Genomic DNA, 14,938 nt, shown 5'->3' on the forward strand with positions numbered 1-14,938 from the left:
GACTTCTCCGGAATATCGTGACGGCGTGCGCTCCGACTCCCCCGTCCACCGCGGCGACCAGGCGACCCCAGGCGACGACGCGCTGGTCACGGTACGCGCCGGCACGCTTCGCGGACGGCGCGAGCACGGGCTGACGGTGCTGCGCGGCGTACGGTACGCCACCGCGGCCCGGTTCAGCCCGCCCGTGCCCGAGCAGCCCTGGTCCGGGGTCCGCGACGCCGTGCAGCACGGCGGGGTCAGCCCGCAGCCGCAGGCGAGGCCCGGGTCCGCGGGCGGCCGACCGGAGATCGGCGCGCAGTCCGAGGACTGCCTCAACCTGACGATCGTCACCCCGGCCGCCGACGGGGCACGCCGCCCGGTGATCGTCTGGCTGCACGGCGGCTCGTACCGCTCCGGCGCGGGCTCCTGGGACCGCTACCGCACCGACCGTCTCGCCCGCGAGGGCGGCGTCGTCGTGGTCAGCGTCAACTCCCGGCTCGGGGCGCTGGGCTACCTGTCCGCACCGGGTGTCTCCCCCGGCAACCTGGGCCTGCTCGACCAGATCGAGGCCCTGCGCTGGGTCCGCGACAACGCCGCCGCCCTGGGCGGCGACCCGGACAACGTCACCCTGGTCGGGCAGTCCTCCGGCGCGCACTCGATCGCCTGCCTGCTCGGTGTGCAGCAGGCCCGGCCGCTGTTCCGCCGGGTCGTGCTGCAGAGCCCGCCGCTGGGGCTCGGGCTGGGCGGCGCACCCGACACCGGGCGGCTGGGCGAGCGATTCCTGGCCCGGCTCGGCGTCGACCCCCGGCAGGCCACGCTGGAGCAGTTGCTCACCGCGCAGCAGGCGGCCGAGAAGGACCTGTCGGGGCGCGGGTTCACTCCGGCGTACGGGCCGGTGTCGGGTGCGGACCCGCTGCCCGGCGCCCCCGGATGGCTGGCCGCATGCCGGGCCGGTGCCGCCGACCTCGACGTGGTGCTCGGCACGACCCGCCGCGAGATGGCCTACTTCCTGGCCGGTGGCCCGATCTCGCAGCGGGTGCCGCTGGTCGGGCGCGCCGTCGAGAACGGCGTCATCGGCATGGTCACCTGGACCGCGTTCACCCGGCCCACGCTGCGGTTCGCCAGGTTGCTGGCCGGGGCGGGCGCGCGGGTGTTCATGTACGGCATCGACGGCGCGGCCTCGGCGTCGCCGTACCGGGCGGGACACTGCAGCGACCTGCCCTGGCTGTTCGGCGACGCCGACGCCTGGGCACAGGTGCCGATGCTCGCCGGGCAGAGCTGGGACGACGTCACCGGGCACGGCCGCGCGCTGCGCCAGGCGTGGCTGTCGTTCGCCGCCGGTGGCGGGGCCGCGCTGACCGCGCACGGCTGGGCGCCCTACGACGGTCGGCGCGCGGCCGTGCACCGCTTCGGCAGGTGAGGCTCACCGGCTCCCGTGCAGGCTGCGCTGGATGCTGGCGGCGATGACGGCCAGGTGCTCGCCGTACTCGGGCTCGGTCGGCCAGAAGTCGTACCGCCAGCGGTGGCAGGTGCGCTCCTCGCCTTCGGCGGCGTGGACCGCGCGCAGGATGACCGGACGGTAGACCAGCTCGGCCCGCCAGCCGCCGACGTACCTCGCCTTGATGTGCGCCCGCACCGGGTGCCGCCGGTGATGGCCGTACCCGATGACCGTGATCGTCTCGTTGCCCGTGCCGGGCCGGCTACCGCTTGGCGCCCGCGCAGTTGCCGCTGGTGCGCATGACGGTGTACTCGCGGTCGTCGTCGACGATGCCCGACGCGACGCCGTCGAAGTACGTCTCGACCTTCTGCAGGCCACGGCGCTGCTCGTAGTGCAGGTGGGCCGCGCCGGAGGCACCGGTGCTGCCGACCTTGCCGAGCTGATCGCCCTGCTCGACGCGCTGGCCCTCCTTGACCATCGGCGGTTCGAGCAGGTGCATGTACACCGTCACCCACCGGCCGCCGTGGTCGATCTTCACCCAGTAGCCGCCGCCGCTACCCCGCGGACCCTGCGGATTCTTCTGCGTACGCCCACCCAGCTCGCCGTTGATCCCGGCCTCGACGACCGTCCCGCCGTAGGACGCGAGCACCGGCCGCCCCCAGGACTGCCCGGACATCGGGAACATGTCGACGTCGTTGGCGCCGTGCCCCGGATAGGTGCCCAGCTGCCACTTCTCACCGCACGCGACGGGCAGCTGGAACACCGGCCGCGGACCCGCGGGCCACAGCCAGACCGCCGCCCCGACCACCACGGCCAGCGCCGCCACCACCCCGGCCGTGCGCCACAGCCGCGCCCGCGCCCTGGAGCTGCGCCGCCCCTTCCCACCGCGATAAACCGTCGCCACGCTCCGATAGTGGCAGGTCCCGGCAACGCCGTGGGACGCCGGAGATCACTGTTCCGTGTCAGAAAGTGAGGTCCGGCCCCACCTTTCGACCCAAAACAGTGATCTCCACCCGGAGCCCGAGCACGGAGCCGGAGCGCGCGCCGGAGCGGGCGGGACCGGAGCGGGAGCCGAGCCGGGCGTGCGACGCGCGGCTCGGCTCCCGCAATCAGCTCGCGGTGCAGGTCACCGTGGGTACGGCGTTCGTGCCGGTGTGGGAGCCGAGGAACCCGAAGGTCGTGCCCGCACCGGCGGCCAGGCTGCCGTTGTAGCTCATGTTGCGGGCGGTCACGGCCGCTCCGCTACTGGTGACGGTGGCGCTCCAGGCCTGGGTGACGGTCTGGCCGTTGGCGAACGTCCAGGTCAGCGTCCAGCCGGTGATCGCCGCGCTGCCCGCGGTCACCCGTACGTCGGCCTGGAATCCGCCCGGCCACTGGCCCACGACCGCGTACGTGGCGGTGCAGGCACGCCCGCCGGGCGGCGGTGACGCGCTCGGCGAGGTGGACGGGCGCGGCGAGGCCGACGGACTCGGGGAGGCGCTCGGCGACGCCGAGGGCCGCGGCGACGCCGACGCGCTCGGCGACGGCGTACCCCCGAAGATCGTGGCTTCCTTCGCGGTCGCCTTGAGGCCGTTGACGCCGTTGATCAGCCGCAGACCCCACGTGGTGAGCTGGGTGGGGTCGAAGTTGACGGTCATGTCCAGGTACGGATCGTTGTTGCCGGCCCAGGACCAGCCCAGGTAGCCCAGCCCGCGGGCCTGCGCCTCGGCGACCAGGGTCAGGTCGTCGACGTTGTTGGACGAGCGCTGCCAGCCGAATTCGCCGATGACCAGCGGCCAGCCGTTGTTGCTGAACCGGTCGAGGTAGTCGCGGATCGACGCGGCGGTGTTGAACACGTCGTACATGTGGATCGACAGCACCGTGTTGCGCTGGGTGTCGGCGCCGAGGATCGTGGCGGCGTTGTCGCGCATGACGTACTGCCAGTCCTGGCCCCAGTTCGGTGCGTCGACCATGAGCAGGTGCTGGAAGCCGTTGGTGCGCATCTTCTGGATCGCCGCGGTGGTCGCGGCGGTCCACTGCCCGGCGTTGGTGTTGCCGATGGGCTCGTTGCCGATGTTGATGACGACGTAGTTCTCCTGGCCGACCAGGGCGTTCTTCTGGCTGATCCAGTAGTTGACCGCCTCGTCGAGGGTGGCCGCCGCGGCGTCCTCGCCGTATCCGGTGGTGTCGTGTACCTCCAGGACGCAGATCAGGCGGTTCTGCTTGCACAGGGTGATGACGTCGGCGACGTCGGTGGACGGGCCCCAGCGCTTGCCGCTGCCGAGCACGACCCGCACGGTGTTGGCTCCGGCGGCCTTGATGTCGGCGAAGGCGCGGGTCTGGCCGGTGAACCAGACGTGTTCGTGGTTGACGCCGCGCATGATGAAGTTCTGGCCGTTGGCCTCGACGATGTTGCGGCCGCTGATGTGCAGGCCGACGGCCGCCTCAGCGGGGGCGGCGGCGACGAGGACGGAGGCGGCGGCGGCCAGTACGGCGACGCCGACGGAAGTGAGCAGTCTTTTCATGACCTACCTCGGGGAGGAGGCCCCATGATGGGGCGGATCGCGTCATGCCCACAGGCACGTATGCCTGATCGCTGATCGCTGCCCCGACTTGCCCGCGCGGTGGCCAGCGTAGGCGCATTCGTCGGTACGTGCAACTAATAGGAACCACCCCTCCCCCGCCATCGATGACAGATGATCGGGCCATGGACGTCCTCAGCAGCCGCATCCTGCTCCGCCCGGCCGACCCGCAAGCCTCGCAGCGCTTCTACCGCGACGTGCTCGGGCTGGCGGTCTACCGCGAGTTCGGGCCGCCCGAGCATCCCGGCGTGGTCTTCTTTCTCGGCCAGGGCCTGCTGGAGGTATCCGGCGGCACCGCGGACTCGGGCCCGGGGACGACCGGCATCTGGCTGCAGGTCCGTGACCTGCGAGCCGAGCACGAGCGCCTCGCGGCCCGGGGTGTGGCGATCGTGCGCGAGCCCCGGCGAGAGTTCTGGGGCCTGGACGAGATGTGGATCGAGGACCCGGACGGGGTGCGCATCGTGCTCGTCGAGGTTCCCGCCGACCACCCGCTGCGCCGCGACCAGCGGTGAGGTGACAGCCGAGCTCGGCCGCCATGCGGCCTTGCGTAGTCGAGTACTTTATCTGTTACAGTACTCAACGTGCCCGAGAACACTGACAGCGATACCTTTCTGGCGAGCGACGCCTTCGCAGCCGACCTCCTGCGTGGGCATACCGACACGATCGTGTTGGCGGTCGTGAGCCAGGGCGAGAGCTACGGCTTCGAGATCTTCAAGACGATCCGCGACGCCACCGGCGGTGCCTACGAGATCAAGGAGGCGACGCTCTACGCCAGCTACCGCCGCCTGCTCAAAGACGGCCTCGTCGAGGCCTACTGGGGCGACGAGACCCAGGGCGGCCGGCGCAAGTACTACCGCATCACCGACGCCGGGCGTGCGGTGTACCGCGACAACGTCGGCGCCTGGGAGATCACCCGGGGCCTCATCGACACCCTGCTCGATCTCGGCAGACCAGCCCGTACGGGCACCACCCGACCCGGAAGGCCACAGCAATGACCGACGGCAGCCTGGCGATCCACCGCCTGCTCGACGAGGCGTTCGCCGGAATCGAGATGACCCCCGAGGCGCGCGACCTCAAGGAGGAGATGCGCGCCAACCTCGTCGCCCGCATCGCCGAACTCGAGAAGTCCGGCGTCGGCAGCGACACCTCCGCCCAGCGCGCCATGGCCGAACTGGGCGACATCTCCTCGATCGTGTCCGAGACCGCCGCCGCGCCGTCCACGGCCCCGTGGCTCGACCAGCGCGTCCGGCCACGTCCCGGCTACGTCGTACGCACCCTGCTGCTGTCCCTGCTGGCGGCCGCCGCACTGGCGCTGCTGGCCTGGTCCGTGCTCGACAGCGCCGCGCGCGGCTGGCAGCCGCTGGCCGTGGCGGTGCTGGCCCTGGCCGGTGGCGTCATCGTCGCCGACGCCTTGCGCCAGGAGACCACCTCCAGCTATCCCCTGCCGACCGCCCGCGCCGCCGGCTACGGCACCGCCGCGACGGTGGCCCTGGCCGGTGCCGGATGCGTGGCGGCCGCCTACCCCCGGTGGCCGGTCGGGCTGCTGGTCACCGGCGGGGTGCTGCTGCTCGCCGCCGCTGTCGCGTTCACCTGGCTCGGCGTGACCCAGACCAACCGGCACAAGCCCTGGATGGTCCGCCTGCAGCGCGAGCACCAGCAGATCGGCGACGTGTTCGCGGGCGATCCGGCCGCCGCCGCCCGGTTCGGCATCTACACCGTGGCGATCTGGCTCGCCGCGATCGCCGGGTTCGTCGTGCTGACCGTCACGGTCGGCTGGGCGTGGTCGTGGCTGGCCCTGGTCGGCGGCGTCCTGGCGATGTTCGTCGTCATGGCGCGCAGCATGTTCCGCCCGCGCGGCACCGACGCGCACCGCTCCTGACGGAAACGGAGACCGGCCGGGTGCGTCAGCACCCGGCCGGTTCGCGTCGGCGCTGGATTCAGGCCAACTGCCGCCGCAGCCAGCCGGGATCGGGGTTGACGTGCGGCCGACCCGCGACCACGACGGTCGGCACCGTCTCGTCGCCGCCGGTGATGGCCCGCACCGCCGCCGCGCCGTCCGGGTCACGCCAGATGTCGACCCAGTGCACCCGGTGCGCCTGGGCACCCAGGCGCAGGCGGAGGCGCAGGCAGTACTGGCAACCGGGCCGCCAGTAGACGATCGGGCGGCCGTCGGCCGCGCTGCGCCGCTGCGCCTCGGCCGCGGCGAGCGAGCGCGGGAACACCAGCGGCGACACCGCCACGGCCAGCAGGGCGAAGACCAGCCCCAGCGCGACCCCGGCACCGGGTGATCCGGTGCTCACCTGCCGCGCCGCCATCGCCAGGCCGACCAACGCGAAAAGAACGGCCAACATCCATCTGCGCGCCATGCGGCCAAGGTAGCGGGCCGGTGCGCGCCGTCGGCGAGCGCGCCCTACCCGATCCGGTAGGAGACGTCGCCGCGCATCGGGATGCCGATACCGCCCACGATCCTGAGCTCACCGGCCCCTGCCACCATCGACGGGCTCTGTGTGCGGGCGTTCTTGACCTGGAACGACAAGCCCTGCCGGAGGGCGTCGCCGCCGCGCGGCTGCGCGACGTAGAACTTCTCGGTGCCGCCGATCGACCAGCCGCCGTCGGCGGTCCTGGCGAACAGGCAGACCGTGTCCCAGCCGTTGCGGGGCACCGCGATCGGCACGGTCCGGCCCTCGCCGTCGGCGAAGGCGCACCAGCCCACGGCGTGGGAGTCCCGGCCGCCGCACAGCGCGACGAAGACGGTGCGGCTGCTGTGGTTGTGCACGGTCAGGTAGCGGTTCGAGTCGGTGACGAGCCACGTTCCGCCACCGCTGCCGGTTCCCAAGATCGCGAAAGGATCCATCTGCCGCCGCTTCCCGCCGGGGTTCGAGAACACCGTCAGGGTATCGACGTGTTTGACGCCCCGCAGGGCCGTCCGGATGACCACTGAGTGTCGGCGCGGTGTCGGTGCCCGTATGCGCAACTGGGCCGAAACCCTGCCGAGCGGTCTGGCATTTGATGTACTCGGTTGCAGTGGTATGGCAGCATTCGGCCTCCCCTCGGCGGCCGTGTCGCGTCAACACGGGGGTCCGGCATGCAGCGGTTCGGCGTTGGCAAGGTGACCATCTCGCTCGTCGCGATGGCGGCGTTCACGGCCGCCTGCGGCAATACGATGGGCGAACCGGCCACCTGGGTCACCCCGACCCCGGCCGTGCCCGCGTACGCCGCGCAACTGGAGAGGACGCTGCAGACCATCGTCGGCGACCTGCACGTGCCCGGGGCGGTCGTGATGATCACGTCCCCGGCCAAGGGCGACTGGGCGCAGACCTTCGGCACCGCCGAACTCGACGGCAACGCCCCGATCAACGTCGGCGACCACTTCCGGATCGGTTCGAACACCAAGACGATGACCGGCACGGCGCTGCTGCAACTCGTCCAGGAAGGCAAGATCGGCCTGGACGACCCGGTGTCGAAGTACCGGCCCGAGGTGCCCAACGGCGACAACATCACTATCGCCCAGATGCTGAGCATGCGCAGCGGGCTGTACAACTACTCCGAGGACGAGCAGTTCAACGCCGACCTGGACAGCGACCCGCTGCGCGTGTGGAAGCCCGACGAGCTGCTGGCCATCGCGTTCGCCAAGCCGCCGTACTTCGCCCCCGGCGCGGGCTTCCACTACTCGAACACCAACCTCATCCTGGCCGGGCTGATCGTCGAGCAGCTCACCGGCCACTCCCTGCAGGACGAGTTCCAGCAGCGCATCTTCGGCCCGCTCGGCCTCAAGCAGACGCTGCTACCCGCAGCCACCGAGTCCGACCTGCCCACGCCCCACCCGCAGGGCTACATGTTCGGCACGAACGTCAGCACCCTCACCGACCCCGCGCTGCCGCCCGCCGAGCAGGCCGCCGTCGCCGCCGGCACCCTGCAGCCCCGGGACGTCACCGTCAGCAACCCGTCGTGGGCGTGGGCGGCAGGCGGCGCGATCTCCACCGCCCCTGACCTGACCAGGTATGCCACGGCGCTGGTCGGCGGCGGGCTGCTCGACGCGAAGACGCAGCAGATCCGGCTGGACAGCATCCAGCCGATCCAGACCCCGGCGCCGATCGAGGTCGGCTACGGCCTGGCCATCGCCCGCTTCGGGCCGCTGTACGGCCACGACGGCCAGCTCCCCGGCTTCAACTCGTTCATGGCGCACGACCCCGTCCGCAAGGACACCGTCATCGTGCTGACCACGCTGACCGCCGCCGCGGACGGCAGGCAGCCCGCCAACGCGCTGGCCATGGCGATCATCGGCGCGCTGTACGACCTGCCCGCGGCCCCGTCCCCGACGCCGAGCCGCTGACCGGCCACTTAGCGGCGGTAGTCGGGGACGTCGAGGGTCACTCCGCCGCGCATGGCCGCTTCGTGCGCGACGATGCCTGGCGCGGTCCAGGCCGCAGCGGTGTCGGCGTCGATGCGCGACGGGCGCCCTTCGACGATGCTGCGGACGAACTCGTGCACCAGGTGCGGGTGCGAACCGCCGTGCGCGTCGCGGTGAGCGGCGAACCCGGCGATCTCCCGGGGCAGCAGATGGCCGTGGTCGGCGGGCTCGAACACGGTGCGTTCCACCGGATTACCGCGCTGGCCTGGCCCCGGCGCCGTCATGTCGAACCGGGTCAGCGGGCCGCCTTCGACAGAGGGCCATTCGATGCCGGTGCGGTCGCCGTAGACGCAGAAACCTTCGGTGTACGCCCGTGCCGTCTGATGGAACGCCATCGTCACCTCGGCGACGGCATCGCTGCCGCGCAGCCGGAACAGGCCCGCCTCCAGCGGGTACGGGTTGCCGAACGAGCCTTCGCGGTCGCCGGTGAGCCTGCCCGAGCCGAGGCAGTGCACGCTCGTGACGGTCGTGTCCAGCAGCGCCAGGATCGGCGAGAGTGCGTGCGTCACGTACGCCATCGGCGGGTAGCCGCGCCAGTAGGCGGCGAAACCGTCGAGGTTCTGGATGTGAAAGCCCCGGTAGAACGTGACCGCGCCCAGTTCTCCGCTGCGGTGCAGCCGCTCGACGGCGTGATACTCCCGGGCGTACACCGATGTCTCCATCATCATGTACACCCGGCCCGATGCGTGCGCCGCGGCGCGGACCGCGCCGAGGTCCTCCAACGACATCGCCATCGGGACCGCGCAGGCGCAGTGTCGTCCCGCGGTCAGCGCTGCAATCGATTGCCGGGCGTGGAAGGCGACCGGTGTCAGCAGGTGAACGGCGTCGACACGAGGGTCGTTCAGCACCGCGTCGAGGTCCGTGGCCCGGTCGGTGACACGGTGCCGGTCGCCGACCTCGGCCAGCCGGGCCGGGTCGGCGTCGACGATCGTGATGTGGCCGACGTCCGGATGACGCTGGTAGATCGGCAGGAACGCCTCGCCGAACCCCAACCCGACGACCGCCACACCCACGCTCATGGTCCCCGAGCATGGCCACTGAAATCGATTTCGTCAACCGGACCCGGCAAAACGTCGCGGGCGCGGAGCACGGACTGGCATACGCTGCCGAACGTGGCCACGACTCCCGACCCGCTGCTGGACCCGCTCGCCGAACTGGCAGCCCAGCGTGCCGAGTTCGACTGGGACGGCCACGACGTACTGCGGCTCGACGACCGCTACCGGCGGCGGCACCTTCCCCTGCTGCACGAGTCCCCACGGCCCCCGTTCGCCGACGGTGACCTTTCGCCCGGCGAGTACTGGCCGCCGATCAGGTCCGCGGTGATCCCGATCGACGACGCCGTCCTGCGCGCCGACACCTGCTTCACCGCGTTCCTCGACGAACTGCGCGACGCGGCCGGCCCCTGCGTCTGGTGGCCCGGCCTGCGGCTGCGCGCCGAGCTGGTCCACACGACCCTGGCCCCTGAACTCGACCCGGACACGCGGCTGACCGGTGACGTCCTCGCCCCGGTCCACCTGATCGTCCGCGGCCCGTGGCTGGGCCGCCTCAACGCCGGGCGCATCTACCTGCCGGTCCAGGCGACCGACACGGCCTCGGCCCGGCAACTGACCGCGGTGCGGGCCCGGCTCGGCAGCCCGCCCCGGCCGATGCTGGCCGGTTACCTGCAGCTGACCGGCGACGTGCACGGCGAGCAGTACGCCGCGCTGCGTGACCTGGTCCGCCGGTACCAGCGCCGGGTCCAGGTCGCGGTCCGGCCGCCGGACCTGTGGCTGATGGACACGATGGACGACCTGGTCCTGCGTTCGCGTGTGGTGCAGCGGCTGCCGTTGTCCGCCGCCGGGTGAGGATCCCGGCCCGGATCCGGGCACCCGATATGATCACCGGGTGCCGCGGCGGCGCCGGGCGTCGGCAGGCAGCCCCCGCCCGGGTCAATGGCTGAGGAGCGCGGATGCTGGTAGGTCTCGGAGTCGATGTCCATCCCGTCGAGGCGGGTCGTGACTGCTGGATCGCGGGCCTGCACTGGCCGGGCGTCAGCGGCTGCTCGGGCCACTCCGACGGCGACGTCGCCTCGCACGCCCTGTGCAACGCGCTGCTGTCGGCGGCCGGTCTCGGGGATCTGGGTGCCGTGTTCGGCGTCGACGACCCGCGCTGGGCGGGTGCGAGCGGCCTGACCCTGCTGGCGGAGGTCAAGCGGCTGCTCGACGAGGCGGGCCTGTCGGTCGGCAACGCCGTCGTGCAGGTCATCGGCCCCGCCCCGAAGATCAAGAGCCGGCGTGAGGAGGCGCAGCGCGTCCTGTCCGAGGCGATCGGCGCGCCGGTGTCGGTGACCGGCGCGACCACCGACGGTCTCGGCTTCGCCGGCCGTGGCGAAGGCCTCGCCGCGTTCGCCACCTGCCTGCTGCTGCGCAACCCGTAAAACGTGCCGGCCAGGCCCGGTGACTGCACCGGGCCTGGCAACCGGCGGCGAGCTAAGGCCGCATCTCGTACGCCCCGCACAGCGCCTCGACCCGCGCCCACACGGCGGCGGTCCGCGCAGCGTCACGGACCGGGCGGCGCAGGTGCGCCACGGCCCAGTCCGCCTGCTGCGCGGTGGTCGCGGCCTTGCCGTGCAACTCCGTCGCGTACGCCGAGAAGTCACCGACCAGCACCGCGAAGATCTCGTCGAGCACGTCGCGGTCCAAACCGGTCAGCTCCGCCTGCTCCAGAATCAGCTGCCCGTAAACGACCAGCGCGAACAGTTGCCCCACGGTCAGCAGGAAGTCCAGATCCCGCTGCTGCTCCTCATCGGGGGCATGCGCCAGCAGCAGCGCGCACAGCCCGTCGGCCTGCTCCCGGAACACCGCGACGCTGGCGACGTCGCCGTGCCGGTCGTACGGGCCGCGCCAGTCGTGGAACCGGATCGCCCCGAGCCCGCGCGCGGGCCCCTGCCGGAACAGGAACTCGTCGTCGGCGGCGTCGAGCCGCGTCGGCACGGGTGCGTAGTCGGCCGGGCCGAACAGGTAGTTCGGCATGAACTTGAGGATCAGCGCCAGGTTGACGTGCACGGTGCCCTCGAGCTTCGGCAGGCCCCGGATGTCCTTGGCGGCCTTGTCGAAGTAGGTGTCGGCCTCGAAACCCTTCGCGGCGATCACGTCCCACAGCAGGTCGACGACCCGCTCGCCCTCGGTGGTGACCTTCATTTTCGTCATCGGGTTGAACAGCAGATAACGCCGATCGTCGGGGCCCGCGGACCGGAAGTAGTCCACGGCCCGGTCACTGAACAGCTTCATCGCGACCAGCCGGGCGTAGGCGTCGGTGAGCTCGCGGCGCACGTGCGGGAAGTCGGTGACCTTCCTGCCGTACAGCTCGCGGCGGTGCGCGTGGGTGACCGCCTCGTACATCGCGTGTTCGCAGATGCCGATGGAGGCGGTGCACAGGTTGAACTTGCCGACGTTGACGGTGTTGAGTGCGGCGTCGAACGCGGCCCGGCCGGTGTGCAGCACGTCCTGCTCGCGGACCGGATAGTCCTGCAACCGGAACTCGCTGACGTACATCTGCCCGTTCACCACGTTCTTGACCAGGTGGTATGCCGGGTGGCGGCTGTCGGCGGCGAAGAAGACATACCCGTCGGGCCCGTCCACGTCGGCGCGGCGCCCGAACACCGACACGAGCCCGGCGACGTTGCCGTTGCCGATGTAGTACTTGCCGCCGGTCGCCGTGAACCCGCCCGCGCCGTCCGGGGTGAGGACCATGTCGGTGGCGTAGATGTCGGCGCCGTGGGTGCGCTCGGACAGGCCGAACGCCATCACGTGGCCGTCGGCGAGCAGCCCGGCGGCGCGGGCGCGGGCGGTTCCGTTGGCGCTCTGCCACACCGGGCCCAGGCCCAGGACGGTCACCTGCCACGTGTACCAGTAGCCGAGGCCGTAGAAGGCGAGGATCTCGCTCAGCGCCGCGTTGCGGGCGGTGTCCCAGCGGGTCCCGGTGCCGTCGGCCGCCGGGGTCAGGAACGTCGCGAACAGGCCTTCCTTGGCGACGAAGTCCAGGAAGTCGGCGTACCAGGTGCGGTCGTTGTAGCTGTCGACCAGCACCTTCTTGCCACGGTCCTCGAAGAAGCCGATCGTGGCGCGCAGCAGCCTGCGGGTGTCGTCGTCGAAGTGCGCGGGGTCGTAGGTGTGCGGGTTCAGCAGCATGGCGGCAGCCGCCTTCCGGGATGTCAGCGGCCGAGGCCGTGGAGAGTGTCGAGGACGTCGTCGAGCCAGGCCAGAACCATCCGCTCGTACGCGATACCGCCGCGCAGCACGACGTGCTGCAACCGCTGGCCTTCGCCGAGGGTGGCTTCATCGGGGAAGTCGCGCTGCTCGCCGGTCAGGTAGCGGTGCAGCGTGGTCTTGTGGTCGGCTCGGTAGTGCTCGACCTCGGCGATCAGCGCGGCCCGGCCCGCCGCGTCGTCGAACGCCGCACCGCGGATCTTGACCGCGAGTTCGTGGCGGACGGTCTCCGGCTGGACGGGTTCGCGCAGCCAGGTCGTCAGCGCGGCACGGCCGGGTGCGGCCACCGAGTAGGACCGCTTGTCGGGGCGGCCCTCCTGGTCGACGTCCTGCCCGGTGACCCAGCCGTCGACTTCCATGCGCTTGAGGACGCGGTAGATCTGCTGGTGGGTGGCGGTCCAGAACCGGCCGATGGACCTGTCGAAGCGCCGGGCCAGCTCATAGCCGGATCCCGGCTGCTCCAGCAGCGAGACGAGGATCGCGTGTTCGAGTGCCACGCGAGCCATGATGCTATGAAACTAGTTGCATAGCAAGAAAGCGCTAATCGGCTCGATACGGGGGCCAGTCAGCGCCTGCACGGGCCAACGTTCGCGGACGGGTTGCGCGCAAAGGTGAACACGACCCCGTATGTCTGCCCGGTATCTCGACCACCCGCTTCACCGGCTCTCGGAAGCACGGCGTAGCGGCCAGTTCCCGCCCTACGTACGGGCAGAGTCGTCGCCTACGGCCCTCCGTGCGACCTCGCTGAGCTCGGCCGATCAATCGATCGGAATTGCGCTCTCCCAGGGGATGTGCCATGGACGGTAGCCGGTTTTCTCGCATGTGACGATGAGTCGCAGCCTGCCGTTTCTGTACTGCCGCTCCCAATCGGGCTGCTCTATCCAGCGCGGTGCCCGTGAGGCCTCCAACGCGAAGACGAGGTAGCTGCCCACTGGCAGCGGCCTTCTGGGCACACTTCGTCCGACAGGGTCTGCTTCGTCAACGTGGGGCTTGAAACGAAGCGGACCCCAGATCGTGTCGGCGAGTTCCTGGGCCGTCGGAGCATTGACCCCCGGTACCTGCGGCGTGTGGTCGCCATCATCGCGGACCGACACGGTCAGCCCATCGACACCATCCAGGCCCACTGGCCCGTCGAGGTGAATGTGAAGGCGAACTTGGTCGACTAGCCGGTTCGGCTTCTCTAGTTCGTACCGGAGAGCTGGCGTTAGCTCACGATGCCACCTGTCATGCTCGACCTGAGCTATAGCCGATGCAGTGTGCGCAGCGCTCACCGCGATCGAGTTTGCCGTTTCTGCGATGGTGTTCGCCTGTTCGGCGACCTTCTTTGCCGCTGCTGTTGTACGCCACGCGAAGAACGCAGCAACGGTGCTCGCAGCAGTTGCGGCAGCGGCGCCGGCGGCTATCCAGAGTTCAGTTGCGGAGGTGTCGGGCACAGCGGCCAAGCATAGGTGTAATCGGCTCCCTCTGCTTCGTCATGTTCGTGAGGACCATCCGGCTTGCCGTCTTGCGCCTCGTCCAGAGCTTTCCGAGAGACGCATTCCGCTGTCGAACTGTCGACTCGACCGATAGAAGCCCCGCCTGACGGGCAGAACTGGCGGAACGGCGGGAGGTACGACCGCGGCAGGGCCGCTCATCGTGGCCTTGAGCAACTCCTCGGTCATTACCGCCATGAAGTAGGCGTCCCGACGGCTTGGCTGCCGAATCCAAGTCGCACCTACGTCGGTCCAAAAGGCGCGAGCGACGGAGCCTCTGAAGAATCTCTCCGCTGAGGCGCGGAGCATCAGTTCATCGATGTCGCGAATGCGCCACAGCGTCAGCCAGTGGGTACAGATGAGATTACAGAAGACGCGGAGCCGGTAGTTCGGATCGTCGCCCTCTTCGCCCCAACTATAGGTCAAGGCAGGATTTTCGAGCGTGTACTTGACCAGCTCGAACTGCCGCTGGTTCATCGTGTACAGCAAGTTAGTCCGATGCTCCCGATGCTGTAACACGAGCGAGACCGACACCCCGCAGAGCGCGATCGCTGCTACTAGTGCCGAGACGCCTTCCGCGCCAGGCATGGATAGGGCCGAACGTGCTTGCACCGCCAGAAGGGACGAGGTGGCAACGAATCCGGCGGTGGAAATTACGGAGATCGCAACAAGGGTTGACCGCTTCACCTGGAGCATGTGGCCATCGTGTCAGCGAGCCGCAACCTGCCGCCTCATGTTGTCGCTATGCCGCTTCCGGCTTCCGCTCCCTGCCCGAGTTTCTTACCGCACGGCATTTTCACCCCTGCGCAACCTGTGGTCGTCGAGGTCTG

17 protein-coding genes are annotated in these 14,938 nt (G+C 70.5%); 7 read left to right on the top strand and 10 right to left on the bottom strand.

Annotation, left to right across the window (positions count from 1 at the left end; genetic code table 11):
* Window positions 1-25: 25 nt before the first annotated feature.
* The gene (locus HAV40_RS10970; RefSeq protein ID WP_166380837.1) at window positions 26-1,399 is read left to right on the top strand and encodes a carboxylesterase family protein; all 1,374 of its coding nucleotides are present in this window, start codon (window positions 26-28) and stop codon (window positions 1,397-1,399) included.
* A 3-nt stretch (window positions 1,400-1,402) separates the two neighbouring features.
* Here HAV40_RS10970 and HAV40_RS10975 read toward each other — a convergent pair whose 3' ends face one another.
* The 3 genes from HAV40_RS10975 to HAV40_RS10985 form a co-directional block, all read right to left on the bottom strand.
* Window positions 1,403-1,615, bottom strand: coding sequence for a hypothetical protein (locus tag HAV40_RS10975; protein WP_166380838.1), 213 nt, complete (start codon window positions 1,613-1,615; stop codon window positions 1,403-1,405).
* A 64-nt stretch (window positions 1,616-1,679) separates the two neighbouring features.
* Window positions 1,680-2,321 carry a M23 family metallopeptidase gene (locus tag HAV40_RS10980; RefSeq protein ID WP_166380839.1) on the bottom strand — a complete coding sequence of 214 codons (642 nt, stop codon included), beginning with the start codon at window positions 2,319-2,321 and terminating at the stop codon, window positions 1,680-1,682.
* Between the two features lie 205 nt (window positions 2,322-2,526).
* On the bottom strand, window positions 2,527-3,921 hold the full coding sequence (locus tag HAV40_RS10985; protein WP_166380840.1) for a cellulase family glycosylhydrolase: 1,395 nt from the start codon (window positions 3,919-3,921) through the stop codon (window positions 2,527-2,529).
* A 182-nt stretch (window positions 3,922-4,103) separates the two neighbouring features.
* On the opposite strand from HAV40_RS10985, the gene HAV40_RS10990 reads away from it, so the two are divergent.
* The 3 genes from HAV40_RS10990 to HAV40_RS11000 all read left to right on the top strand — a co-directional run bounded on the left by HAV40_RS10990 (window position 4,104) and on the right by HAV40_RS11000 (window position 5,857).
* Window positions 4,104-4,490 (top strand): VOC family protein, encoded by a 387-nt coding sequence (locus HAV40_RS10990; RefSeq protein WP_166380841.1) that lies wholly within the window; start codon window positions 4,104-4,106, stop codon window positions 4,488-4,490.
* Window positions 4,491-4,559: 69 nt separating this feature from the next.
* Window positions 4,560-4,973: a PadR family transcriptional regulator gene (locus HAV40_RS10995; RefSeq protein ID WP_239086790.1), complete on the top strand. Its 414-nt coding sequence runs from the start codon at window positions 4,560-4,562 to the stop codon at window positions 4,971-4,973.
* A complete protein-coding gene (locus HAV40_RS11000; protein WP_166380842.1) occupies window positions 4,970-5,857 on the top strand; it encodes a permease prefix domain 1-containing protein in 888 nt (295 codons plus the stop codon). Before HAV40_RS10995 ends, HAV40_RS11000 begins: the two co-directional genes overlap by 4 nt.
* A 58-nt stretch (window positions 5,858-5,915) precedes the next feature.
* Here HAV40_RS11000 and HAV40_RS11005 read toward each other — a convergent pair whose 3' ends face one another.
* Together HAV40_RS11005 and HAV40_RS11010 are read right to left on the bottom strand one after the other, a co-directional pair.
* The gene (locus HAV40_RS11005; RefSeq protein ID WP_166380843.1) at window positions 5,916-6,344 is read right to left on the bottom strand and encodes a glutaredoxin family protein; all 429 of its coding nucleotides are present in this window, start codon (window positions 6,342-6,344) and stop codon (window positions 5,916-5,918) included.
* A gap of 44 nt (window positions 6,345-6,388) precedes the next feature.
* On the bottom strand, window positions 6,389-6,814 hold the full coding sequence (locus HAV40_RS11010; RefSeq protein ID WP_166380844.1) for a hypothetical protein: 426 nt from the start codon (window positions 6,812-6,814) through the stop codon (window positions 6,389-6,391).
* Window positions 6,815-7,063: 249 nt separating this feature from the next.
* Between HAV40_RS11010 and HAV40_RS11015 the strand changes: the two genes are divergently transcribed.
* The gene (locus tag HAV40_RS11015; protein WP_239086792.1) at window positions 7,064-8,311 is read left to right on the top strand and encodes a serine hydrolase domain-containing protein; all 1,248 of its coding nucleotides are present in this window, start codon (window positions 7,064-7,066) and stop codon (window positions 8,309-8,311) included.
* Between the two features lie 8 nt (window positions 8,312-8,319).
* On the opposite strand, the gene HAV40_RS11020 is transcribed toward HAV40_RS11015, so the two are convergent.
* Complete coding sequence (locus HAV40_RS11020; protein WP_166380845.1) at window positions 8,320-9,408, bottom strand: Gfo/Idh/MocA family protein; 1,089 nt, start codon at window positions 9,406-9,408, stop codon at window positions 8,320-8,322.
* Window positions 9,409-9,501: 93 nt separating this feature from the next.
* Here HAV40_RS11020 and HAV40_RS11025 point away from each other — a divergent pair, with 93 nt between their 5' ends.
* Window positions 9,502-10,233: an endonuclease V gene (locus HAV40_RS11025; RefSeq protein WP_166380846.1), complete on the top strand. Its 732-nt coding sequence runs from the start codon at window positions 9,502-9,504 to the stop codon at window positions 10,231-10,233.
* A gap of 104 nt (window positions 10,234-10,337) precedes the next feature.
* Window positions 10,338-10,805, top strand: coding sequence for a 2-C-methyl-D-erythritol 2,4-cyclodiphosphate synthase (gene ispF / locus HAV40_RS11030; protein ID WP_166380847.1), 468 nt, complete (start codon window positions 10,338-10,340; stop codon window positions 10,803-10,805).
* A gap of 52 nt (window positions 10,806-10,857) precedes the next feature.
* Here ispF and HAV40_RS11035 read toward each other — a convergent pair whose 3' ends face one another.
* From HAV40_RS11035 to HAV40_RS11050, 4 genes are all read right to left on the bottom strand, one after another.
* Window positions 10,858-12,558, bottom strand: a complete 1,701-nt coding sequence (locus HAV40_RS11035; protein WP_166380848.1) for an acyl-CoA dehydrogenase family protein — start codon at window positions 12,556-12,558, stop codon at window positions 10,858-10,860.
* A 23-nt stretch (window positions 12,559-12,581) separates the two neighbouring features.
* Window positions 12,582-13,133 carry a PadR family transcriptional regulator gene (locus tag HAV40_RS11040; RefSeq protein WP_166380849.1) on the bottom strand — a complete coding sequence of 184 codons (552 nt, stop codon included), beginning with the start codon at window positions 13,131-13,133 and terminating at the stop codon, window positions 12,582-12,584.
* Between the two features lie 261 nt (window positions 13,134-13,394).
* Window positions 13,395-14,069 carry a hypothetical protein gene (locus tag HAV40_RS11045; RefSeq protein WP_166380850.1) on the bottom strand — a complete coding sequence of 225 codons (675 nt, stop codon included), beginning with the start codon at window positions 14,067-14,069 and terminating at the stop codon, window positions 13,395-13,397.
* A gap of 39 nt (window positions 14,070-14,108) precedes the next feature.
* Window positions 14,109-14,804 (bottom strand): DUF6082 family protein, encoded by a 696-nt coding sequence (locus HAV40_RS11050; protein WP_166380851.1) that lies wholly within the window; start codon window positions 14,802-14,804, stop codon window positions 14,109-14,111.
* Between the last annotated feature and the right edge of the window lie 134 nt (window positions 14,805-14,938).

The sequence above is a fragment of the Catellatospora methionotrophica genome (assembly GCF_011297335.1).
Taxonomy (GTDB): Bacteria; Actinomycetota; Actinomycetes; order Mycobacteriales; family Micromonosporaceae; genus Catellatospora; species Catellatospora methionotrophica.